This window comes from Deltaproteobacteria bacterium, from assembly GCA_019912665.1.
In the GTDB taxonomy this organism is placed as follows: Bacteria; Desulfobacterota; GWC2-55-46; order GWC2-55-46; family GWC2-55-46; genus UBA5799.
This window is the reverse complement of record JAIOIE010000018.1, coordinates 298,660-316,177: the sequence shown is the minus strand read 5'-3', so window position 1 is coordinate 316,177 and position 17,518 is coordinate 298,660. Positions and strand designations below refer to the sequence as shown.

Here is a 17,518-nt window from a genome sequence, read left to right as displayed (position 1 = left end):
CTATCCTCCCGTGTGCCAGACGAAGTAGACGATGAGCGCCCCTGCCGAGAGCGCCGAGAACGTAAGCGGCAGCATGGGCGGCGGCCCTGCCATGAAGTTTCTGAGGGTCCACCCGCCTATGTAGTGCCGTATCCCTTTCAGATGGAAATAAGTTCCGGCCAGGCCGCCAAGCGCGCCCAAAGTGAAGATGATTACGAAGAGAGGGTTGAGCCAGCCGCCGTGCACGAAGGCGAAGACGATGCCCGTGAGCGAAAGCACCGGAGCCTCGAGCACGGGGGCCCACATGATCCTGAAACGGAAGGCGCCCCTCCAGTGCATAAGGAGCACCTGTACCCAGACCATGAGATAGGCGAGCCCAATGAAAAGATAAAAAAAGCGCTCCGGAGTCCATGCGTCCCATTTTTCCATGATAATCCCCGCGCCTGTATTCACCACTTATGATTCAAGTAAAGCACCGTTGAATCGGCTGTCAAATCACCGGCCCGGCCCTTTTGAGGGCCGCCCTGGCCTTTCTGAGCGCGAGAACCGAGTTTATATAGCCGAGGTGCGTGTATGCCTGGGGGAAATTCCCCAGCGGCTCCATCCATTTGAAATCGTACTCTTCCGAGAAAAGGCCGAGATGGTTCGAGACCGTCTCCGTCCTCCGGAGATATGTCTCCGCCTCCTCGAGCCTCCACCGGGCGATAAGGTAATCGATGTACCAGAACGAGCAGATAAGGAACGCGCCCTCGTCTCCCGGCAGCCCGTCATCGGTCCTGTACCTGTAAAAAAAACAATCGTTAAACGATAGCTCGCGCCTCGTCGCTTCGACCGTCGATATGACCCTTGGGTCGTCGAACGGCAGGAAGCCCACCATCGGTATCAGGAGATTGCTTGCGTCCATGCGGTCGGTCTCGTAGTGCTGGACGAATGCCAGCCTGCCCTCGTCCCAGCCCTTCTCCATTATGTCGCGCCTGATCTCCTCCGCCTCGCCCTTCCATCCTTTGGTGTCGCCGTCCAGGCCGAAGCTCTCGGCTAGCCTTATGCCCCTTTCGAGCGCGGCCCAGCACATGACCTTCGAATATGTGAAATGGTGAGGGCCGCTCTTCATCTCCCATATGCCGTAGTCCTTATTGCGCCAGCTCCCGGCTGCGAAATCGCAGATGCTCCGGAGCGACGGCCACAGCCTCGGGTTGAGCTCCCCGGTGAGCTCCGCGTGCTTGTGCACGGCATTCAGTATCTCCCCGTATATATCGTGCTGGCGCTGCGCCGCCGCGTTGTTGCCTATCCTTACGGGCCTTGAGCCCTTGTAGCCGTCGAGATGATCGAGCTCGCATTCGGGCAGGTCCTTTTCGCCGTTCAGGCCGTATACGCTCTGGATAGCCGGGCCGTACTTCATGACAAGCTCCTCTATCCAGCCGAAATAACCGTGCGCCTCCTCGTCATGGCCTATGTTGAAGAGCGCTTCGAGGGTGAAGAAGGTGTCCCGGAGCCAGGCGTGCCTGTAGTCCCAGTTCCTTACTCCCCTGACCACTTCAGGGAGCGAGGTGGTGGCCGCGGCCGCCATCGTGCCCTTGGGGTAGAAATAGAGGAGCTTAAGTATCAGCGCCGATCGTATTATCATCTCCTTGTAGGGGCCGAGGTCCACCCTTACCCCGGTCTCGCTCTTCTTGGCCCAAATCCTCCAGTACCTGGCAGACTGGTCGAGCGCCCGTTCGGCCTTCGCGACGTCGAAGCCGCGCTCTATATCAATGCCGTACCTCATGTGGAGCCAGGCCGTCTCGCCCTCCCTGATAAGCCATGTCCCCGCAGCCCTGTCTCCAAGGCCTTCAAGCGGCCTGGTCGCCTCGACGTAGATGCTGTCCCTCCCGGCCTCGGCCTTTATCTTCCCGTCAATGCCGCTGACTTCGGTCCTGGCCCTCCCGTAATCAAGCCTGGGCTCGAAGCACACCCGGAACTCCATCTCTCCTTTCGTGACCTCGATACGCCGGTAGAGCTCATGGCGCTCCTTCTTTCTTTCCTCCTCCGGCCCGAAGGGTATTGTCATGAAGTCGGTAAGGGTAGCCTCTCCCTGCCGGGTCCTGAAGCAGGTTGCGAGTATGTTCGTGTTTTCCAGGTATTCAGCTGTCGAGTCGTACTCGCCAGCCGGGGTGATCGAGAAATAGCCGCCCTTTTCGGAATCCAGGAGCGCGCCGAAGATGCTTGGGGAATAGAGGTGGGGGAGGCAGAGCCAGTCTATAGAGCCGTCGAGCCCTATGAGCGCGAGGGAGTGGAAATTCCCGATTACGCCGTATTCCGATATCTTCTTGTACATGGGTCAAGCGGCCCGGGTTACCGAGTTGATGGGCTTCCCTTTTATAAAGGAGGTTATGTTCTCGATAGTGACCTCCAGGGCGCGCCTAATTGCCTCGTCCGTGAAGAAAGCGATATGCGGGGTGGCGATCACGTTCCTGTGGCGAAGGAGCGCCTGTGCCGCCAGGAGCCCCTCGGGGTCTTCGCACCCCTCGCATGCGGCGCGTAAGAGCTCGGTCTCGCTCCGGAGGGTCTTTTCGCGGGGGAGCACGTCGAGAGCCGCTGCCGAGACCTTCCCTGATTCGAGGGCGCGAAGAAGCGCTTTCGTATCCACTATTTCACCCCTCGATGTGTTTACGAGCACCACGCCTTTCTTCATTGCCGCGAACTGGTCATCCGAGAGCATACCCCGGGTCTGGGAAGTCGCCGGCACATGAAGCGAGATTATGTCCGAGAGGGACAAAAGCTCGCGAAAACCTGTATACCTGAAGCCGAGCTCCTTTTCCAGGTCCGCATACCGCGTCCTGCTGAATGCGACCGCCTCCATGCCGATACACCCGGCGTATTTTATTACCTGCCTGCCAATCCTCCCGGTCCCTATGACGCCCAGCACGCGCCCGGCAAGGTCGAACCCGTTCAGGCCTTCGAGCGAAAAATCCCCCTCTCTGGCCCTGGCAGCAGCCCGGACCACCTTCCGGCTCGCAGCCAGCATGAGCGCGAGCGTGAACTCCGCGACCGTGTTACCGCCGTACTCGGGTATGCGGGAGACTACGATGCCCCGCCTGAGGCAATAGTCAACGTCGACGTTGTCATACCCGGCCGAGCGGACGGCAACCAGACCTAGGCGGCCGAGTTTTTCCAGCACCCCGGCCCTGAGATCCGAATAGATGGACGCGGAGACGACCTCGGAGCCCGAAGCGAGTCCGGCGTTTTCGGAGGTAAGCGGCTCGGCGCTGAACACGACCTCATGCCCGGAAAGCCTTTTAAGCGCCTTCTCCTCCCACGGCCCTGTCTCAAAGAAGATAATCTTCATGGGGATTCGCCGGTCAAAAGGCGCTCAGGGGGCGGGAGGAGGGCGCTCAGGCCGCCTCTATTTCCTCGGCCACGTCCGGAGGCATGGAGTATTCCGCTTCCGAGAGCGTATGGGCTCCCACCGCTTCTTTTACAAGGTGGAAGACAGCGTCCACGGCTGTTTTCGCCTGCTCAGGGTTTATCCTGAACTGCGCGCCTATCTCGGAGAAGAACTCCTCTATGGTGATTTCCACGGGCCTCGCCTGATGGCCCCGGAGCTTTTCGAACGTAAGCGGCTCCGGGAGCCTTTCGGTGAATTTCCGCGCCGTATCGTCGTCCATCGAGCTTGCGAGTATGCCGAGGACCGCCTTTATGAGGGCGTCGGCCCGCCCTTCGTTTCCGATGAAATCGAATTTTTTTATCTCGTTTATGAACCTTGAGTACTCCATATGCCCCTCTCTCTTGCCTGGGGATTTAAGGATAAATACCTTTCTAATTCGATTTAAACATATGTTATCTAATTGTCAAATCAGGGGAAAATGCGTCTTCCGGCGAAAAAAAATAAAGTTTCCAGGCCGCCGGACGATAAACAAGGAAAGAAACAGCTTCAGGGGGAGTGTCATGCTCAGGTCCTTTTATGTCGTTCTCTTATTTCTCGTCATATCTCCGGCATACGCCGCGGACAGCAGCGGATATGTCGGCGAAAGGGAATGCTTTGCCTGCCACAAGGAGATAAAGGCGGAATACGCGAAGGACAGGCATGGGAGGGTATTTACCTCGGCCCCCAATGGCGAGCTCCAGGCCAGGGGCTGCGAGGCCTGCCACGGCCCCGGCGCGGAGCATATAGACGCCGTGGACAGGGAAGACCTTGACCTGCGGATTCAGAACTTCAGGCCCGGAAAAGGGCTTCCGGGTGATGCGAACGCAAGGTGTCTCGCCTGCCACGACAACGCTGAAAGGGGCTTCTGGAAAGGGAGCCGCCACGAGCTCTCGGGCATGAATTGCGCGGGCTGCCACAAGATACACGCAGAGGAGGCGAGGCCCGCAATGGACGTATGCTTCGCTTGCCACCAGGAGAGGAGGGCACAGCTCCAGAGGTCCTCGCACATGCCGCTCCGGGAAGGGAAGATGGTATGCAGCAACTGCCATAACCCGCACGGCGGACCCGGGCCGAGCGCCTTGAGGCAGGCGTCAGTCAACGAGAACTGTTATGCCTGCCACCAGGAAAAGAGGGGCCCCCTTGTCTGGGAGCACCCGCCGGTAAGGGAGAACTGCGCGAACTGCCACGACCCGCACGGCTCGAACTTCGAATCGCTACTCAAGATAAAGAACCCATATCTTTGCCAGACGTGCCACACCACTTTAGGCAGTCATCCGCGGAACAGGTATGATGGCGGCAATCTGACAGCGCAACAGCTTGCCGGAAAAGGGTGCCTTAACTGCCACAGCCAGGTGCACGGCTCTAATCATCCTTCTGGAGCAAGGTTCCAGAGGTAACCGAAGCTGGAGGAAAAAGGCCTGAGATGAGAAGATTACTTTATATTGCCGCAGTAGCCGCCCTGCTCGCGTCGCCTGCCGATTCCGGCGGGGCCGAGCTTGCCGGTTCGGCTTCAATCGGGGTCGGTATCCTGGATATCGACAACGAGTCCTACAAGTTCGGCGAGTACACCGGGCTTGCAAAGGACGGCGCGTATCTCCTGGGTAGCGCGAATATCAGGCGCTACAGCGGGCCCTATTACCTCCAGTTCGCGGCCAGGGACGTCGGGCTCGACAGCAGGGAATTGCTCTTGAGGGGCGGGCAGTTCAACAGGTTCGATTCGTTCATATCCTTCAGCCAGACCCCCAAGCTCATATCCAACAACAGCAGGACGATCTTCGAAGGCGTTGGCAGCTCGAATCTGACGCTGCCCGCGGGCTTTGTAAGGGGCGCGAACACGACCGCCTTGACCAATATCGGAGATAACCTCAAGGACGTAAGGCTGGAGCTCAAGAGGAAGAAGGCGGCATTGGGCTTCTCCGAGAGGCTAAGGAGCGGGTTCGGCTACTCGCTTGCGGTTTCCAGAGAGGACAAGGAGGGCCTGAAATCAATCGGCGGAACGGTCGGAACGTCCGGCAGCCCCACCAGCGCAAGAGGAGTAGTCCTGCCGGAGCCTGTCGATTACAGGATGGACGAGCTGAAGGCAGGTCTGGACTGGCAGAAGGAGACATCATATGTCAGGTTCGACTACCTTCTTTCAGATTTCGACAACAGCATCGAATCACTTACGTGGGAAAGTCCGTTCACCACTGTAGACACGGCCAGGATATCCCTGCCACCGGACAACAGGCATCAGAGGTTCAGCTTGTCGGGCGGCACGGCCCTTCCGTTCTATTCGACGAGGGTCAACTTCCTCGCCGAGTACGGGATGATGGAGCAGGATGAGAAGCTATTGCCATTCTCGGTCAACCTACCCGAGAACGACCCGGCCAATATTCCGCCCAGGGAGAGCGCCGAGGCCGAGATAAGGACCAAGACGCTGGTCTTTAACGCGGCGACAAGGCCTACGCCCAGACTAGGGCATGAGATACAGGTACTACTCGACTGACAACAGGACGCCCGAGGAAAGCTTTACATATCTCCGTAACGACAATACCGTGACCACGACCACCTTAACCAGCGAGCCTTTCGATTACACTTCCAACACCTATAGCATCGATGGCTCATACTTCCTCTCCGGCGCGACCACACTCAAAGCCGGATACGACAAGGAGGTCATAAAGAGGTCACACAGGGATGCGGAGAAGACGAGAGAGAGGACCGTGAGGGCAGGGGTGCAGAGCGGGTATTTCGGAAACCTCTCGCTCGGCCTGAACGCGGCCTATTCCGAAAGAAGGGCCGAGGAGGGGGACACCGTCCTTCAAATCGACCTTGCGGACCGCGACAGGACGAAGGTGAACGCAAGCGCTTCCTATTTGCCTTCCGAGGCCCTCGCCTTTTCAGTGGCGGCTACGTACTACCAGGATGATTTTGACAACTCGGCCCTGGGCCTCCAGACGAGGAAGGGCAACTCCTATACTGTTGACGCGAACTGGGCACCTGTCAGGGAGGCGGCTTTTTACGCCTTCTATACAAGGGAGCGCATAGACACGGGCCAGGTCGGCAGGACGAACGCCAGCGTGGATTGGGCCGTAAACCATGACGAGGACATTGACACGGCAGGCATGGGGGTAAATATCGGATTTCTGGAGAACAGGCTCGTATTCAAGACGGATTATTCCTTCTCGGAAAGCACGGCAAGGCTGACATTCCTGCCTGGCCGCCCGTCCATGCCCGACCTGGTCACAAGGCTCCACTCCGCGGCCCTTACAGGCACGTACAATATCGACAGGAACCTGAGCCTCGGCGCAGGGTACAGATACGAGAACTACAGGTCGGACGACTGGCAGACCGACGTCGTCGAGCCGGGTTCGGCTACCATACCCAACGTCATCACCCTTAGCGGACCGATCCAGGACTACGAGGCGCACCAGGCAACCGTGTTCCTTACATATCGTTTCGGCAACTGACGACCAGGCAATACGATGCAAGTTCTTTAAGGAAAGCAAGCAAGAATAATGACTGAAAGGAGCACGATTCAGATGAAGTTCTGGGGCATGGTGGTATCAGCGGCGTTTGTATTGACTCTTTCGGCATCGGGCGCGGAGGCCGCGCCGAAGTACGTGGGCGTCGACGGGTGCAAGTGCCATAAGTCCGAAATCGCCGACTGGGAGCGGAGCGTCCACTCGAAAGCGGTAGACCTCCTGCAGTCGGGGAAGAAGGCCTCGAAGAAGAAGGGCGCGGGGCTGGAGCCGGACAAGGATTACGGGAACGAAGCCAAATGCCTGAAATGCCATACCACAGGCTACGAAAAGGACGGCGGCTTCGCGAATACGGCCTCAACCCCGAAGATGTCCGGAGTCGGCTGCGAGATGTGCCACGGCCCCGGAAGCGAATACAGGGCGCTTCACAAGGAGAAGACCACGAAATTCACCAGGGCGGAGTCGATGGCGGCAGGACAGCTCTACGGCTCGCTCGACCCCGAGGTCTGCAACTCGTGCCACAAACACAAGGACAACCCATTCAGGAACGATAATTTCAACGTGCAGGAGGCTCTGAAGAACAACCGGGCCTTCCATACATATTACCCGCTCGAGGGTAACCACTGAGTCCGGGGAGATCGATGAAGAAAAAATTCCGGAATTTGAGCCTTGGCGCGAAGGTAATGATAACCATAGGCGCCGCCCTTGTGGTCCTTACGGCCTTTGACGTGTGGTTCAGCACGAAAAAGGAAAAGGACATAATGTACAAGGACATCAAGAAGTGGACCTTCGTATTCGCCGAGAACGTGAGGACGACCCTCAACACTCTCATGCGCGAGGACAAGATGGACATCCGCTTCTCCATGCTGGACGCCATGTCCAAGGAGATAAGCGGCGTCGAGCACGTGAGGATAATAAGGGGCCCCAAGGTCGACGAGGGCTTTAGGCTTATAAACGAGCAGGAGCTCATCCCCAGGGAGATGGAGGCCATCAATGCCTACAAGGACGACATCGCGCGACTTGAGGGCGACCTGAAGGCCACGAGGGATCCCGATGAAAGGGCCGAGATAAAAGAGGAGATAGAGGACATAAAGGGCTACATCGCCGACTCCGAGGATAAGATAACAAAGGCCAGGATCGTGCGCGAGACCGACCCGAGGGAGGTCCCCAAAGACGACCTCGACAGGGAAGTGCTCGCGACAGGCCAGCCCATATACCATTTTGCCGGCGACAAAGGGAGGGTCCTTATCCCCTACATAGCTCAGAAAACCTGCTCGACCACGAGCGGCTGCCACAAGATGGCCAAGGAGGGCGACGTCCTCGGCGCGATAAGCATGGAGTTCTCGATAGCCGACATACAGAAGGACATAGTCGCGAACAACTTGAAGACCGCCGGGGTCGGAGCCGTCAGGCTCGCCATAATACTCGGCATCCTCTCGTTCTTCATGTCCGTTTTCGTCATAAGGAACGTGAGGTCGCTCCTTGCCGGTTTCAACAGGATATCCGGCGGCGACTTCTCCACCAAGCTCAAGGTCGAGAGCGAGGACGAGATGGGCAAGCTCGCCCGCGGCTTCAACTCGTTCGTCGACAGGTTCAACGGGATGATCGGCGAGATACAGGACGCGACCGTCAAGATGGCCGTCACTTCCGAGGAGCTCTCTGCCTCGTCGACACAGATAGTTAACGGCACGGATGCCCAGAAGGCAAAAACCGCGCAGGTCGCTACCGCATCCGAAGAGCTCTCGGCCACCATAAACGAGGTCGCCGGCAACACGCACGGCGCGGCCGAGGCCGCGAAGAAGGCCAGCAGCGCGGCGAGGATGGGCGCGGACATAGTGGCCCATTCCATAAACGGCATGAGCTCCATTGTGCCGATAGTGAACGAATCATCGGAGACCATATCCAAGCTCGGAAGCCGCTCCGCCGAGATCGGGAAGATAGTCGGGGTCATCAACGACATCGCCGACCAGACCAACCTCCTTGCGCTCAATGCCGCCATCGAGGCCGCGAGGGCGGGCGAGCAGGGCAGGGGCTTTGCCGTGGTCGCGGACGAGGTCAAGAAGCTCGCGGAAAGGACTACCCTTGCCACCAAGGAAATAAGCTTCATGATAAAGGCTATTCAGGAAGACACGAAGAAGGCCATAGAGAGCACCGACAAGGAAGTCAGGGCCGTTGAGGAAGCGTCCGGCTACGCGAAGGAGGCCGGGGTCGCCCTTGACGAGATACTCCTACAGGTCGAGCAGGTCTCGGTGATGGTCCAGCAGATCGCGGCCGCCTCGGAGCAGCAGTCCACCGCCGCCGGCCAGATAAGCCGCGACATCGAGGCCGTGGCCGAGGTCGCAAAGAGCAGGGCGGACGACGTGGGCCATGTGGCCGATGCCGCCGTGGACCTCGCGAAGCTTTCGGCAAGGCTCAAGGAAATGATATCGCTCTTCAAGACCGCTCACGGCGAAAAGCCCGATGCGCCACCGGTCCAGGAGAGGCCGGTCGAGCGGAAAAGGAAACTCGCCCTAGTGAAATAAGGACAAAGCCGGAAATCCGGGTTTATCAAAGGCCTCCCCCTCAAAAGGGAGGCCTTTTAAATTGCGCGCGCCGCGTCTTTTGCGGGCCCTTTATTTCCCCTTGATTCCCTTTGGTTTTGATTGACTTTTCGGGCTTATTTGTGTATCCTCATTTGCTCCAAATTCCCTAAAACGTAAGTGCCTGTTTTTGTGGAATAAAGGACCCGCTTGAGATATAATAAAAAGTCGTCTTCCATACCCTAAAAGGAGGAGCAATCGTGGGCAAGAGCGTTGCGGAAAAGCTGATTGACAGCCACCTGGTTACAGGTGAGCCCGTCAAGGGCAAAGAGGTAAACATCAGGATAGACCAGACCATTACCCAGGACGCTACCGGCACCATGGCGTACCTGCAGTTCGAGGCCATGGGCGTGCCGAGGGTCGCAACTGAGCTCTCGGTGAGCTACGTAGACCACAACACGCTCCAGTACGGCGGATTCGAGAACGCCGACGACCACAGGTTCCTCCAGACCCTTGCCTCCAAGTTCGGCATCTACTTCTCCAAGCCTGGTAACGGCATCTGCCACCAGGTCCATCTCGAAAGGTTCGGCAAGCCCGGGAAGACCATGCTCGGCTCCGACAGCCACACCCCCACGGGCGGCGGCATAGGCATGCTTGCCATCGGCGCGGGCGGCCTCGACGTCGCGGTCGCTATGGGCGGCGGCCCGTTCAGCCTCACCTATCCCAAGATAGTCCTGGTGGACCTCAAGGGCAAGCTCAAGCCCTGGGTCTCGGCCAAGGACGTAATCCTCGAACTCCTCCGGAGGATGACCGTGAAGGGCGGGGTAGGCAAAGTAATCGAGTACGGCGGAGAGGGCGTAAAGTCGCTCTCGGTCCCCGAGAGGGCCACAATAACCAACATGGGCGCCGAGCTCGGCGCAACGAGCTCCGTCTTCCCCTCGGACGAGGTCACCAGGGAGTTCCTCGCCGCGCAGGGCAGGGAAGCGGACTGGATAGAGCTCAAGGCGGACGAGGACGCGAAGTACGACGAGGTGATAGAGATAAACCTTTCGAAACTCGAGCCCATGATAGCAAGGCCCCACATGCCCGACCAGGTCTGCAAGGTCTCCGAGGTCGAGGGGCTTAAGGTGGACCAGGTCTGCGTGGGGAGCTGCACGAACTCCTCCTACAGGGACCTGATGCTCGTATCCGAGGTCCTTCACAAGGGCGGGCATAAGGTGCACCCCGAGGTCAGCATGACCATATCCCCCGGCTCCAAGCAGGTGCTCGACATGATGGCCCTCAATAAGGGGCTTTCGCACCTCATCGAGTCCGGCGCCAGGATACTCGAGGCCACCTGCGGCCCGTGCATCGGGAACGGCCAGTCGCCCCCGTCGGGAGGCGTATCGCTCCGCACCTTCAACAGGAACTTCGAGGGCAGGTCCGGCACCAAGGACGGCAAGGTCTATCTCTGCAGCCCCGAGGTCGCGGTAGCCGCCGCGGTATACGGCGTCATAACCGACCCGAGAAAGCTCGGTAAGTTTCCGAAGGTCAAGATGCCTGCGAAGTTCCTCATAGACGACTCGATGGTAATACCCCCGGCAAAGGACCCCGAAAAGGTAACCGTCTCGAGGGGACCGAACATAAAGGAGCTCCCCAAGCAGGCCGCGCTCCCGGAATCCCTTAAGGGCAAGGTGCTTATAAAGCTCGGCGACAACATTACTACCGACCACATAACCCCTGCGGGCACGTGGCTCAAGTACCGCTCGAACGTGCCCAAGTACTCGGAGAGCGTCTTTTCACAGATAGACGCCAAGTTCCATGAGAAGGCCAAGGCCGCCGGCGGCGGGTTCGTGCTGGGCGGCGAGAACTACGGCCAGGGTTCGTCCCGCGAGCACGCGGCCCTTTGCCCCATGTACCTCGGGATAAAGGCCATTATCGCCAAGAGCTTCGCCCGCATCCACAAGGACAACCTCGTGAACTTCGGGATACTCCCCCTTACCTTCGAGAACCCGGCGGACTATGATTCCATTGCCGACGGCGACGAGCTCGAGCTTCCGGGCCTACGGCAGGCGCTGACCTCAGGCGAGACGGTAACGCTCAGGAACGTCACCAAGGGCAGGGACTGCAAGCTCAAGCATGGCTACTCGCCGAGGCAGATAGAGACGATACTCGCCGGCGGCACGCTCAACTACACGACCGCTGCCAAGGCTTAAGCGGGTTTTAAAAAGGAGTCAGGCCCGTAAAAGGCCTGCGACAAGGCCCTCTTCCGGAAGGAAGGGGGCCTTGTTTTTTGATGAGAATGGCGCTTCGAAGAGGACGGGCGCGGGCGAGAGCCGTTCCAGTTCGGCCCTGTTATGGGTAAGGCTCAAGTCGTCTCTGCGGGGTGCGGGGTTGTTGAGTATGATGCCGGCAACCTTTAGCCTCAGGGCGGCGGCGCACCTGGCCGTAAGCAAGGTGTGGTTGATTGTGCCGAGCCGGTTGGCTGAAACGATGATGATAGGAAGGCCGAGGTCGAGGGCAAGATCGGCCATGTATTTTCCTTGAACAATAGGCGTGAGGAGTCCGCCCGCACCCTCGACGAGCATGACGTCATGTGTATTTGAAAGCTCTTTAGCGCATGATTTTATTTTTTGAAAATCGATACTTATGCCTGAAAGTTCAGAGGCGGTAATAGGCGCAAGCGGAGGCGCGAACCTGTATGGGTTTATGAGGTCGAGGTCCGCGTCAGTGCCGGATGCCTCTTTGAGCTTCAATGCGTCCATCGGGAGAAGTCTGCCGTCTCTTTCAGGGCAGCCGGTCTCCACAGGCTTCATGACCCCGGGCTTAAGGCCCGCAGCCCGGAAGGCCCTTGCGAGCATGCAGGCGACCTCGGTTTTGCCTACGCCTGTGTCGGTCCCTGTTATGAAGAAGGAGCGTTTCACGCTTTCGCGCCCTCCGTTACGTCCCTTATTCCCCCATAGGCCGCATCGATTATTTTCTCTATTTCCTTTTCGGTGGCGCTCAGGGGCGGCATTATAACAACCACGTCCCCGAGGGGCCGGAGTATTACCCCGTAGTCCCTGGCGTGGAGGCACGCCCGGTAGCCCACACGCTCACGGGCAGGGTAGGCCTCTTTCGTCCTTTTGTCCTTCACGATCTCTATCCCTGCGACAAGCCCTATCCGCCTCACGTCGCCGACATGCGGCAGTCCTTTAAGCTTCTCCAGTAACCCGTTGAAAGTATGGACTTTCGCGGCGAGTTTTTGCGGCACCTTCTCCTTTTCAAATATATCGAGGCTTGCGATGGCGGCAGCGCACCCGAGCTGGTTGCCGGTATAGGTGTGTCCGTGGAAGAAGCTCTTGTACTCTTCGTATTTTCCCAGGAAGGCCCTGTAGACCTTCTCTGTCGTGAGGGTCGCGGCAAGGGGCAGGTAGCCGCCCGTGAGTCCTTTCGCAAGGCAGAGGAAGTCCGGGGAGACCCTTTCGGCGTCGCAGGCGAACATGCGTCCAGTCCTCCCGAAGCCTGTAGCCACCTCGTCGGCTATTAGGAGGACGTCGTATTTCTTTGTAAGCCTCCTCACCTCCTTGAGGAACCCTGGGGGCGATACGACCATGCCTGCCGCGCCCTGAAGGAGGGGTTCTATGACGCACGCGGCTATATCCTTGTGGTGCTTCTTAAGTATCTCCTCGAACGAGCGAAGGCAGGCGGTCTTGCAGTCCGGGAAGGCCTTTTTCGCCTTGACCGGGCACCTGTAGCAGTACGGGTATGGAGCGCGGAAGGGCCTGAAGAGGAGCGGCCGGTACTTCTTTACGAATATATCTATCTCCCCGACGCTCATGGAGCCGAAGGTATCGCCGTGGTAGGCCCCTGTGAAAGCTATGAACCTTTTCTTTCTGGGCTTTCCGGTTTCTTCCCAATACTGGAAGGCCATCTTCAGGGCTATCTCCACGGAGGTCGAGCCGTTATCCGAATAGAAGACCTTCGTAAGCCCCTTTGGCGCAATCTTTACGAGCCTTTCTGCAAGCTCTATGGAGGGGACATTCGCGAGCCCGAGGAGCGTTGAATGCGCAATGCGCCCGAGCTGGGCCTTTATGGCCCGGTCGATCTCCCTTTTCCTGTGGCCGTGGACATTGACCCAAAGGGAAGATACGCCGTCAAGGTAGCGCCTGCCTTCCGTATCGATGAGATAGCTGCCCCGCCCCCGTTCGATTACGAGGGGGTCGGAAGCCTCCCATTCGCGCATCTGCGTGAACGGGTGCCAGACGTATTTCCTGTCGAGTTGTATGAGCCGTGCTGTCTTCCTGTTCATTGATTTTTTTTCCTTGCCGTGATCAATATAAGCTCGTAGCTTGCAATAACGCCCTGGCCTTTGGCCGGGAACTTGCGTGCATATGCTTCGCCTGCCTCCTTGAGCTCCCTTCCGGGAGAAAGCCCCTTGCCGCGCTCAAGCGGAGGGGAGGCGCCGATGTGCTTAAGGGTCCGGAGCAGCTCAAAGAAATCCTTGTAGACCTTTTTTACAAGCCTTTTATCCAAACTTATTGCTTCAAGACCGGCCCTCTTCGTCTCCATCAGGATTTCATCCGAATCTTTGAACTCAAGCCCCCGATATCCGGGGTAGCATTCCCTCAATTCGGACAGGGTTTCCGGCCCGAGCGTCGAGAGAGCGAAGAGGCCGCCTGGCTTCAATACGCGATAAGCCTCGGCCATGGCCGAGGAGAGGTCCCCGGCCCACTGGTATGTAAGGCTCGATGCCGCGCAATCGAAAGAGGAATCCCTGAACGGAAGGGCTTCGCAGTCCGCCCCGGCGAGCCCGGAAAGCCTTTGCCCCAGCTTTTCCACGGCCCTGCAGAGCATGGGGAGGGCGAGGTCGCATCCGTAGACCCGTGCCTCTGGAAGAGATGACAGTATAAGCTCCGCGAGCGAACCTGTGCCGCAGCCTATGTCGAGTACGGATATGCCTTTGCCGTCCCCGCCTTCCGGAAGGAGATCCCTGAGCGCTGCCGAGACCTCCTTCGCGGCTTCGTGCTGGAAATCCGCGAACCTGTCATAGGAAGAGGCCGCCCGTGAAAAGGATCTCTTTACCGCTGATTTATCGAAACAGGCCTTGAGCATGCAATTCCTACTCTAACAAAGAAATAAACTCGTTTACGACGGACATGAATGAATCAGTATTTGTAATGAACGGCGCGTGCCCGGTCCCCTTCACTATTTCGAGCCTGGCGTCTTTTATATTTTCGGCCATGTACATTGCGGCCCCTGGCGGGCAAACGGTGTCCATCTCCCCGTGGACGAGGAGGACGGGTACTTCTATCTCCTTTAGCCTGTCCCGCAGGTCGGCAGCGTAAAGGGCCTCAAGGGCCTTCGTCATCTCGCCGTACCTGAAAGAGGGGAAGCAGCCCGGCACCGGGCCTTCGCAGGATATCGGTCCCGGATACCTGTATCGCTCGAGAAAGGCCGACGCCCCCGGAGAAGCCAGCTCCTCGTCCGTGAAATTGAGCTTATAGAACCTCTCGACCGTGGAGGCCGGGTCTTTTTTCATGTCCATTATCATGCGTTTCACGAGCGCCCTTGACTGGCCCCAGGGGAAATCTTCCTTCGAAACGAAACACGGGGTCGAGCCGACGAGTATGAGGGCGCGGAATCTCTCCTTAAGGGCCGGGTATGCCGCAATAAGTACCTCGGAGCCGAGGGACCATCCTATGCCGACTGCGCCCTTGATGCCTTGTGTGCGCACAGATAGCTCCCGTATCGCCGGGGTAAGGGTAGGCTCGTCCCAAGCCCTTTCCCCGCCGTGGCCGGGCAGGTCCACCATTATATGTCCGCCCCCGCGCCTTTTTGCCGCCACGTCCCAGACGCGGCTGTCGGTCGCCCATCCGTGGACGAATACGAATGCTTCAGCCATCGAGGGCCTCCCTCAGCGCGGAAAGCGCGGAATCGATGTCCTCCGCCGTGTGCGATGCGGATAAGGTCATCCGGAGGCGCGAGGTCCCCTCGGGCACGGTCGGAGGCCTGATGGCCTGTATGAAGACACCATTTTCAAGGAGCCTGTCCGATATATCGACCGCTTTTTTTGCGGTGCCGACCTTTATGGGGACGATGGGCGTTTCGCTCCCCAAAATATCGAGCCCCAGCCTTGAAAGGCCTTCCTTAAGCCGTGCCGTATTCTCCCAGAGCCTTTGCCTGAGCCCAGGCTCGTTCTCCACGATATCGAACGCCTTGATAGCCGCGCCGCAGACCGAGGGCGGAAGGGCCGTCGTGTAGATGAACGGCCGTGCCTTTGAGACCATAAGGTCTATTAAGGCGCTGCTCCCTGTTATGAACGCTCCGAATGAGCCGAGCGCCTTCCCGAGAGTGCCCATTGTAATGACGGCCGGGTGGCTGATATTGAAATGCTCGAGGCTCCCGCGGCCTCCGGGGCCAAGGACGCCTGTCGCGTGCGCGTCGTCCACAAGGAGCATGGCGCCGTATCTGTCCAGAAGGCCTGTGATATCCCGTAGCGGCGCTATGGTCCCGTCCATGCTGAAGACGCTGTCGGTCACTACCAGCTTCTTTTTAGCCTGCGAGGCCTTGAGGAGCCTTTCAAGGACGTTTACGTCCCTTGATGGATATCTCCTGACTTTGGCCCTGCTGAGGACGCAGGCATCAACGATGGAGGCATGGTTCAGTTTATCCGAGAATACCTCGGAGGACCTGTCCAGAAGGGCGGAGATCACGCCGAGGTTAGCATTATAGCCGGAATTGAAGAGGAGAGCGGCATCGGCCCTTTTGAAGCTTTTTATCCGTTCTTCCAGCATGACGTGGGGCTCCATTGTGCCTGAGACGAGCCTTGATGCCCCGGCCCCGGCCCCCCACTTCTGAACGGCCTCGATCGCGGCTTCTTTTACGAGCGGGTGGCCGGCAAGGCCCAGGTAGTCGTTCGAGCACATGATAAGCGCTTCCCTGCCGTTTACGACGGCCTTTGGCCCCTGCGGCCCGTGAATGGTCTTAAGATTGCGCAGTAAGCCGAGGGAATCGAGCCTCAAGAGCTCCTCGTCGATATATTCGAGCATGGGGTTCATCTTGGAAAGATTAATTGTAGCCCCGGGGCTTGAGGCCCAGGTCCGAGAGCATCCGGAGGTCGTCTTCCGGGGCCCTCCCGGGTGTGGTGAGGTAGTTGCCTATCATCATGCCGTTCGCGCCTGCCGCGAATATGAGGGGCTGGAGGTCGCGGAGGTTCACTTGTCTCCCGCCGCAGATGATGATGTCCCTCGCCGGCAGCATGAGACGGGCAAGCGCGATTATTCTGAGGCACTCTATGGGGGTAAGATGATTGGCGCCTTCAAGGGGCGTTCCGGGCCTGGGGTTGAGGAAATTAATCGGGATGGAATCGACCTCAAGCTCCCTTAAGGTGGAAAGGAGCTCTATCCTTACCTCCCAGCCTTCTCCGAGCCCGAATATCCCGCCCGAGCAGACGTGAAACCCGAGTTCCTTTGCTGCCCTTACGACCGCCACGTCCTCTTCGTAGTCGTGGGTCGTGCAGACCTTCTGGAAGAAACTCCGTCCGGTTTCGAGGTTATGGTGGTAGCTTTCAAGTCCGCTCTCTTTAAGCCTATTAAGAGTCTCTCTCGTAAGCATCCCGAGCGAGGCGCAGCTTTCAAGCTCCATGCCCCGCATTCCTCTTATGGCTTCGGAAAGGGCGGAGATGTCCTTTTCCTTTTCTATTCTTGTGCCGCTTGTGACTATCGAGAACTCGCGCGCCCCGGTCCTTGCCGCCTCCCGCGCCGCGCTGAGAATGTCAGAGGGCCCGGACATGGGGTATTCGGCTGCGCCAGTGGGATACTTCACGGACTGGGAGCAGAAAGAGCAGTCCTCCTTGCAGAGGCCGCTCTTGGCGTTTACGATGGCGCAGAGGTTTACCTCGACCCCTTTGTGATGACGCCTGACCTTCTCGGTAATTGCGAGTATTTCGTAAATGGACGAATCCGGGAGGCTTGCAAAGTCAAGGGCTTCGCCTTCGGATAGGCCGACTCCGGAGAGGCCTTTTTCAAGGGCAGTCTTCAGTATGGTTTCCATTATTTTTCCGGGGATTTGAAGTGTGTTCCTAAGATTGAATAGCATAGGGCAAAAGCATTGTCAACCTAAACGTATAGTAGGTTGACAATGCTTTTCGGGCGGGACGGCCTTCGTCAACCCGCTTAACGTGGGGCGGGACGGAGTGT

Annotated in this window: 16 protein-coding genes; 6 read left to right on the top strand and 10 right to left on the bottom strand. The window is 58.3% G+C overall.

Features of this window, described 5'->3' with window-relative positions; all coding sequences use genetic code 11:
- From K8I01_05940 to K8I01_05925, 4 genes are all read right to left on the bottom strand, one after another.
- Positions 1-408 carry a hypothetical protein gene (locus K8I01_05940; protein ID MBZ0219954.1) on the bottom strand — a complete coding sequence of 136 codons (408 nt, stop codon included), beginning with the start codon at positions 406-408 and terminating at the stop codon, positions 1-3.
- Between the two features lie 61 nt (positions 409-469).
- Positions 470-2,293, bottom strand: coding sequence for a glycoside hydrolase family 15 protein (locus tag K8I01_05935; protein MBZ0219953.1), 1,824 nt, complete (start codon positions 2,291-2,293; stop codon positions 470-472).
- 3 nt (positions 2,294-2,296) lie between these two features.
- The gene (locus tag K8I01_05930; protein ID MBZ0219952.1) at positions 2,297-3,304 is read right to left on the bottom strand and encodes a hydroxyacid dehydrogenase; all 1,008 of its coding nucleotides are present in this window, start codon (positions 3,302-3,304) and stop codon (positions 2,297-2,299) included.
- 46 nt (positions 3,305-3,350) lie between these two features.
- Positions 3,351-3,731, bottom strand: a complete 381-nt coding sequence (locus K8I01_05925) for a DUF2267 domain-containing protein (protein ID MBZ0219951.1) — start codon at positions 3,729-3,731, stop codon at positions 3,351-3,353.
- Positions 3,732-3,903: 172 nt separating this feature from the next.
- On the opposite strand from K8I01_05925, the gene K8I01_05920 reads away from it, so the two are divergent.
- The 6 genes from K8I01_05920 to K8I01_05895 all read left to right on the top strand — a co-directional run bounded on the left by K8I01_05920 (position 3,904) and on the right by K8I01_05895 (position 11,554).
- Positions 3,904-4,779 carry a DmsE family decaheme c-type cytochrome gene (locus tag K8I01_05920; protein MBZ0219950.1) on the top strand — a complete coding sequence of 292 codons (876 nt, stop codon included), beginning with the start codon at positions 3,904-3,906 and terminating at the stop codon, positions 4,777-4,779.
- Between the two features lie 26 nt (positions 4,780-4,805).
- Positions 4,806-5,867 carry an MtrB/PioB family outer membrane beta-barrel protein gene (locus K8I01_05915; protein MBZ0219949.1) on the top strand — a complete coding sequence of 354 codons (1,062 nt, stop codon included), beginning with the start codon at positions 4,806-4,808 and terminating at the stop codon, positions 5,865-5,867.
- Positions 5,842-6,828 (top strand): MtrB/PioB family outer membrane beta-barrel protein, encoded by a 987-nt coding sequence (locus K8I01_05910; GenBank protein ID MBZ0219948.1) that lies wholly within the window; start codon positions 5,842-5,844, stop codon positions 6,826-6,828. The genes K8I01_05915 and K8I01_05910 overlap by 26 nt, the downstream gene beginning before the upstream one ends.
- Positions 6,829-6,876: 48 nt before the next feature.
- Positions 6,877-7,467 carry a cytochrome c family protein gene (locus K8I01_05905; protein ID MBZ0219947.1) on the top strand — a complete coding sequence of 197 codons (591 nt, stop codon included), beginning with the start codon at positions 6,877-6,879 and terminating at the stop codon, positions 7,465-7,467.
- A 14-nt stretch (positions 7,468-7,481) separates the two neighbouring features.
- On the top strand, positions 7,482-9,362 hold the full coding sequence (locus K8I01_05900; protein ID MBZ0219946.1) for a methyl-accepting chemotaxis protein: 1,881 nt from the start codon (positions 7,482-7,484) through the stop codon (positions 9,360-9,362).
- Between the two features lie 257 nt (positions 9,363-9,619).
- Positions 9,620-11,554, top strand: coding sequence for an aconitate hydratase (locus K8I01_05895; GenBank protein ID MBZ0219945.1), 1,935 nt, complete (start codon positions 9,620-9,622; stop codon positions 11,552-11,554).
- 18 nt (positions 11,555-11,572) lie between these two features.
- Here the strand turns inward: K8I01_05895 and bioD are convergent, their stop codons facing one another.
- The 6 genes from bioD to bioB are packed head-to-tail and all read right to left on the bottom strand — an operon-like array spanning position 11,573 to position 17,372.
- Positions 11,573-12,262 (bottom strand): dethiobiotin synthase, encoded by a 690-nt coding sequence (gene bioD / locus K8I01_05890; protein ID MBZ0219944.1) that lies wholly within the window; start codon positions 12,260-12,262, stop codon positions 11,573-11,575.
- Entirely contained in the window at positions 12,259-13,629 is a 1,371-nt protein-coding gene (gene bioA, locus K8I01_05885; protein MBZ0219943.1) for an adenosylmethionine--8-amino-7-oxononanoate transaminase, read from the bottom strand. Before bioA ends, bioD begins: the two co-directional genes overlap by 4 nt.
- On the bottom strand, positions 13,626-14,432 hold the full coding sequence (locus K8I01_05880; GenBank protein ID MBZ0219942.1) for a methyltransferase domain-containing protein: 807 nt from the start codon (positions 14,430-14,432) through the stop codon (positions 13,626-13,628). Before K8I01_05880 ends, bioA begins: the two co-directional genes overlap by 4 nt.
- 7 nt (positions 14,433-14,439) lie before the next feature.
- The gene (locus tag K8I01_05875; GenBank protein MBZ0219941.1) at positions 14,440-15,222 is read right to left on the bottom strand and encodes an alpha/beta fold hydrolase; all 783 of its coding nucleotides are present in this window, start codon (positions 15,220-15,222) and stop codon (positions 14,440-14,442) included.
- Positions 15,215-16,378: an 8-amino-7-oxononanoate synthase gene (gene bioF / locus K8I01_05870; GenBank protein MBZ0219940.1), complete on the bottom strand. Its 1,164-nt coding sequence runs from the start codon at positions 16,376-16,378 to the stop codon at positions 15,215-15,217. The genes K8I01_05875 and bioF overlap by 8 nt, the downstream gene beginning before the upstream one ends.
- A 10-nt stretch (positions 16,379-16,388) precedes the next feature.
- The gene (bioB, locus tag K8I01_05865) at positions 16,389-17,372 is read right to left on the bottom strand and encodes a biotin synthase BioB (GenBank protein MBZ0219939.1); all 984 of its coding nucleotides are present in this window, start codon (positions 17,370-17,372) and stop codon (positions 16,389-16,391) included.
- Positions 17,373-17,518: the final 146 nt, after the last annotated feature.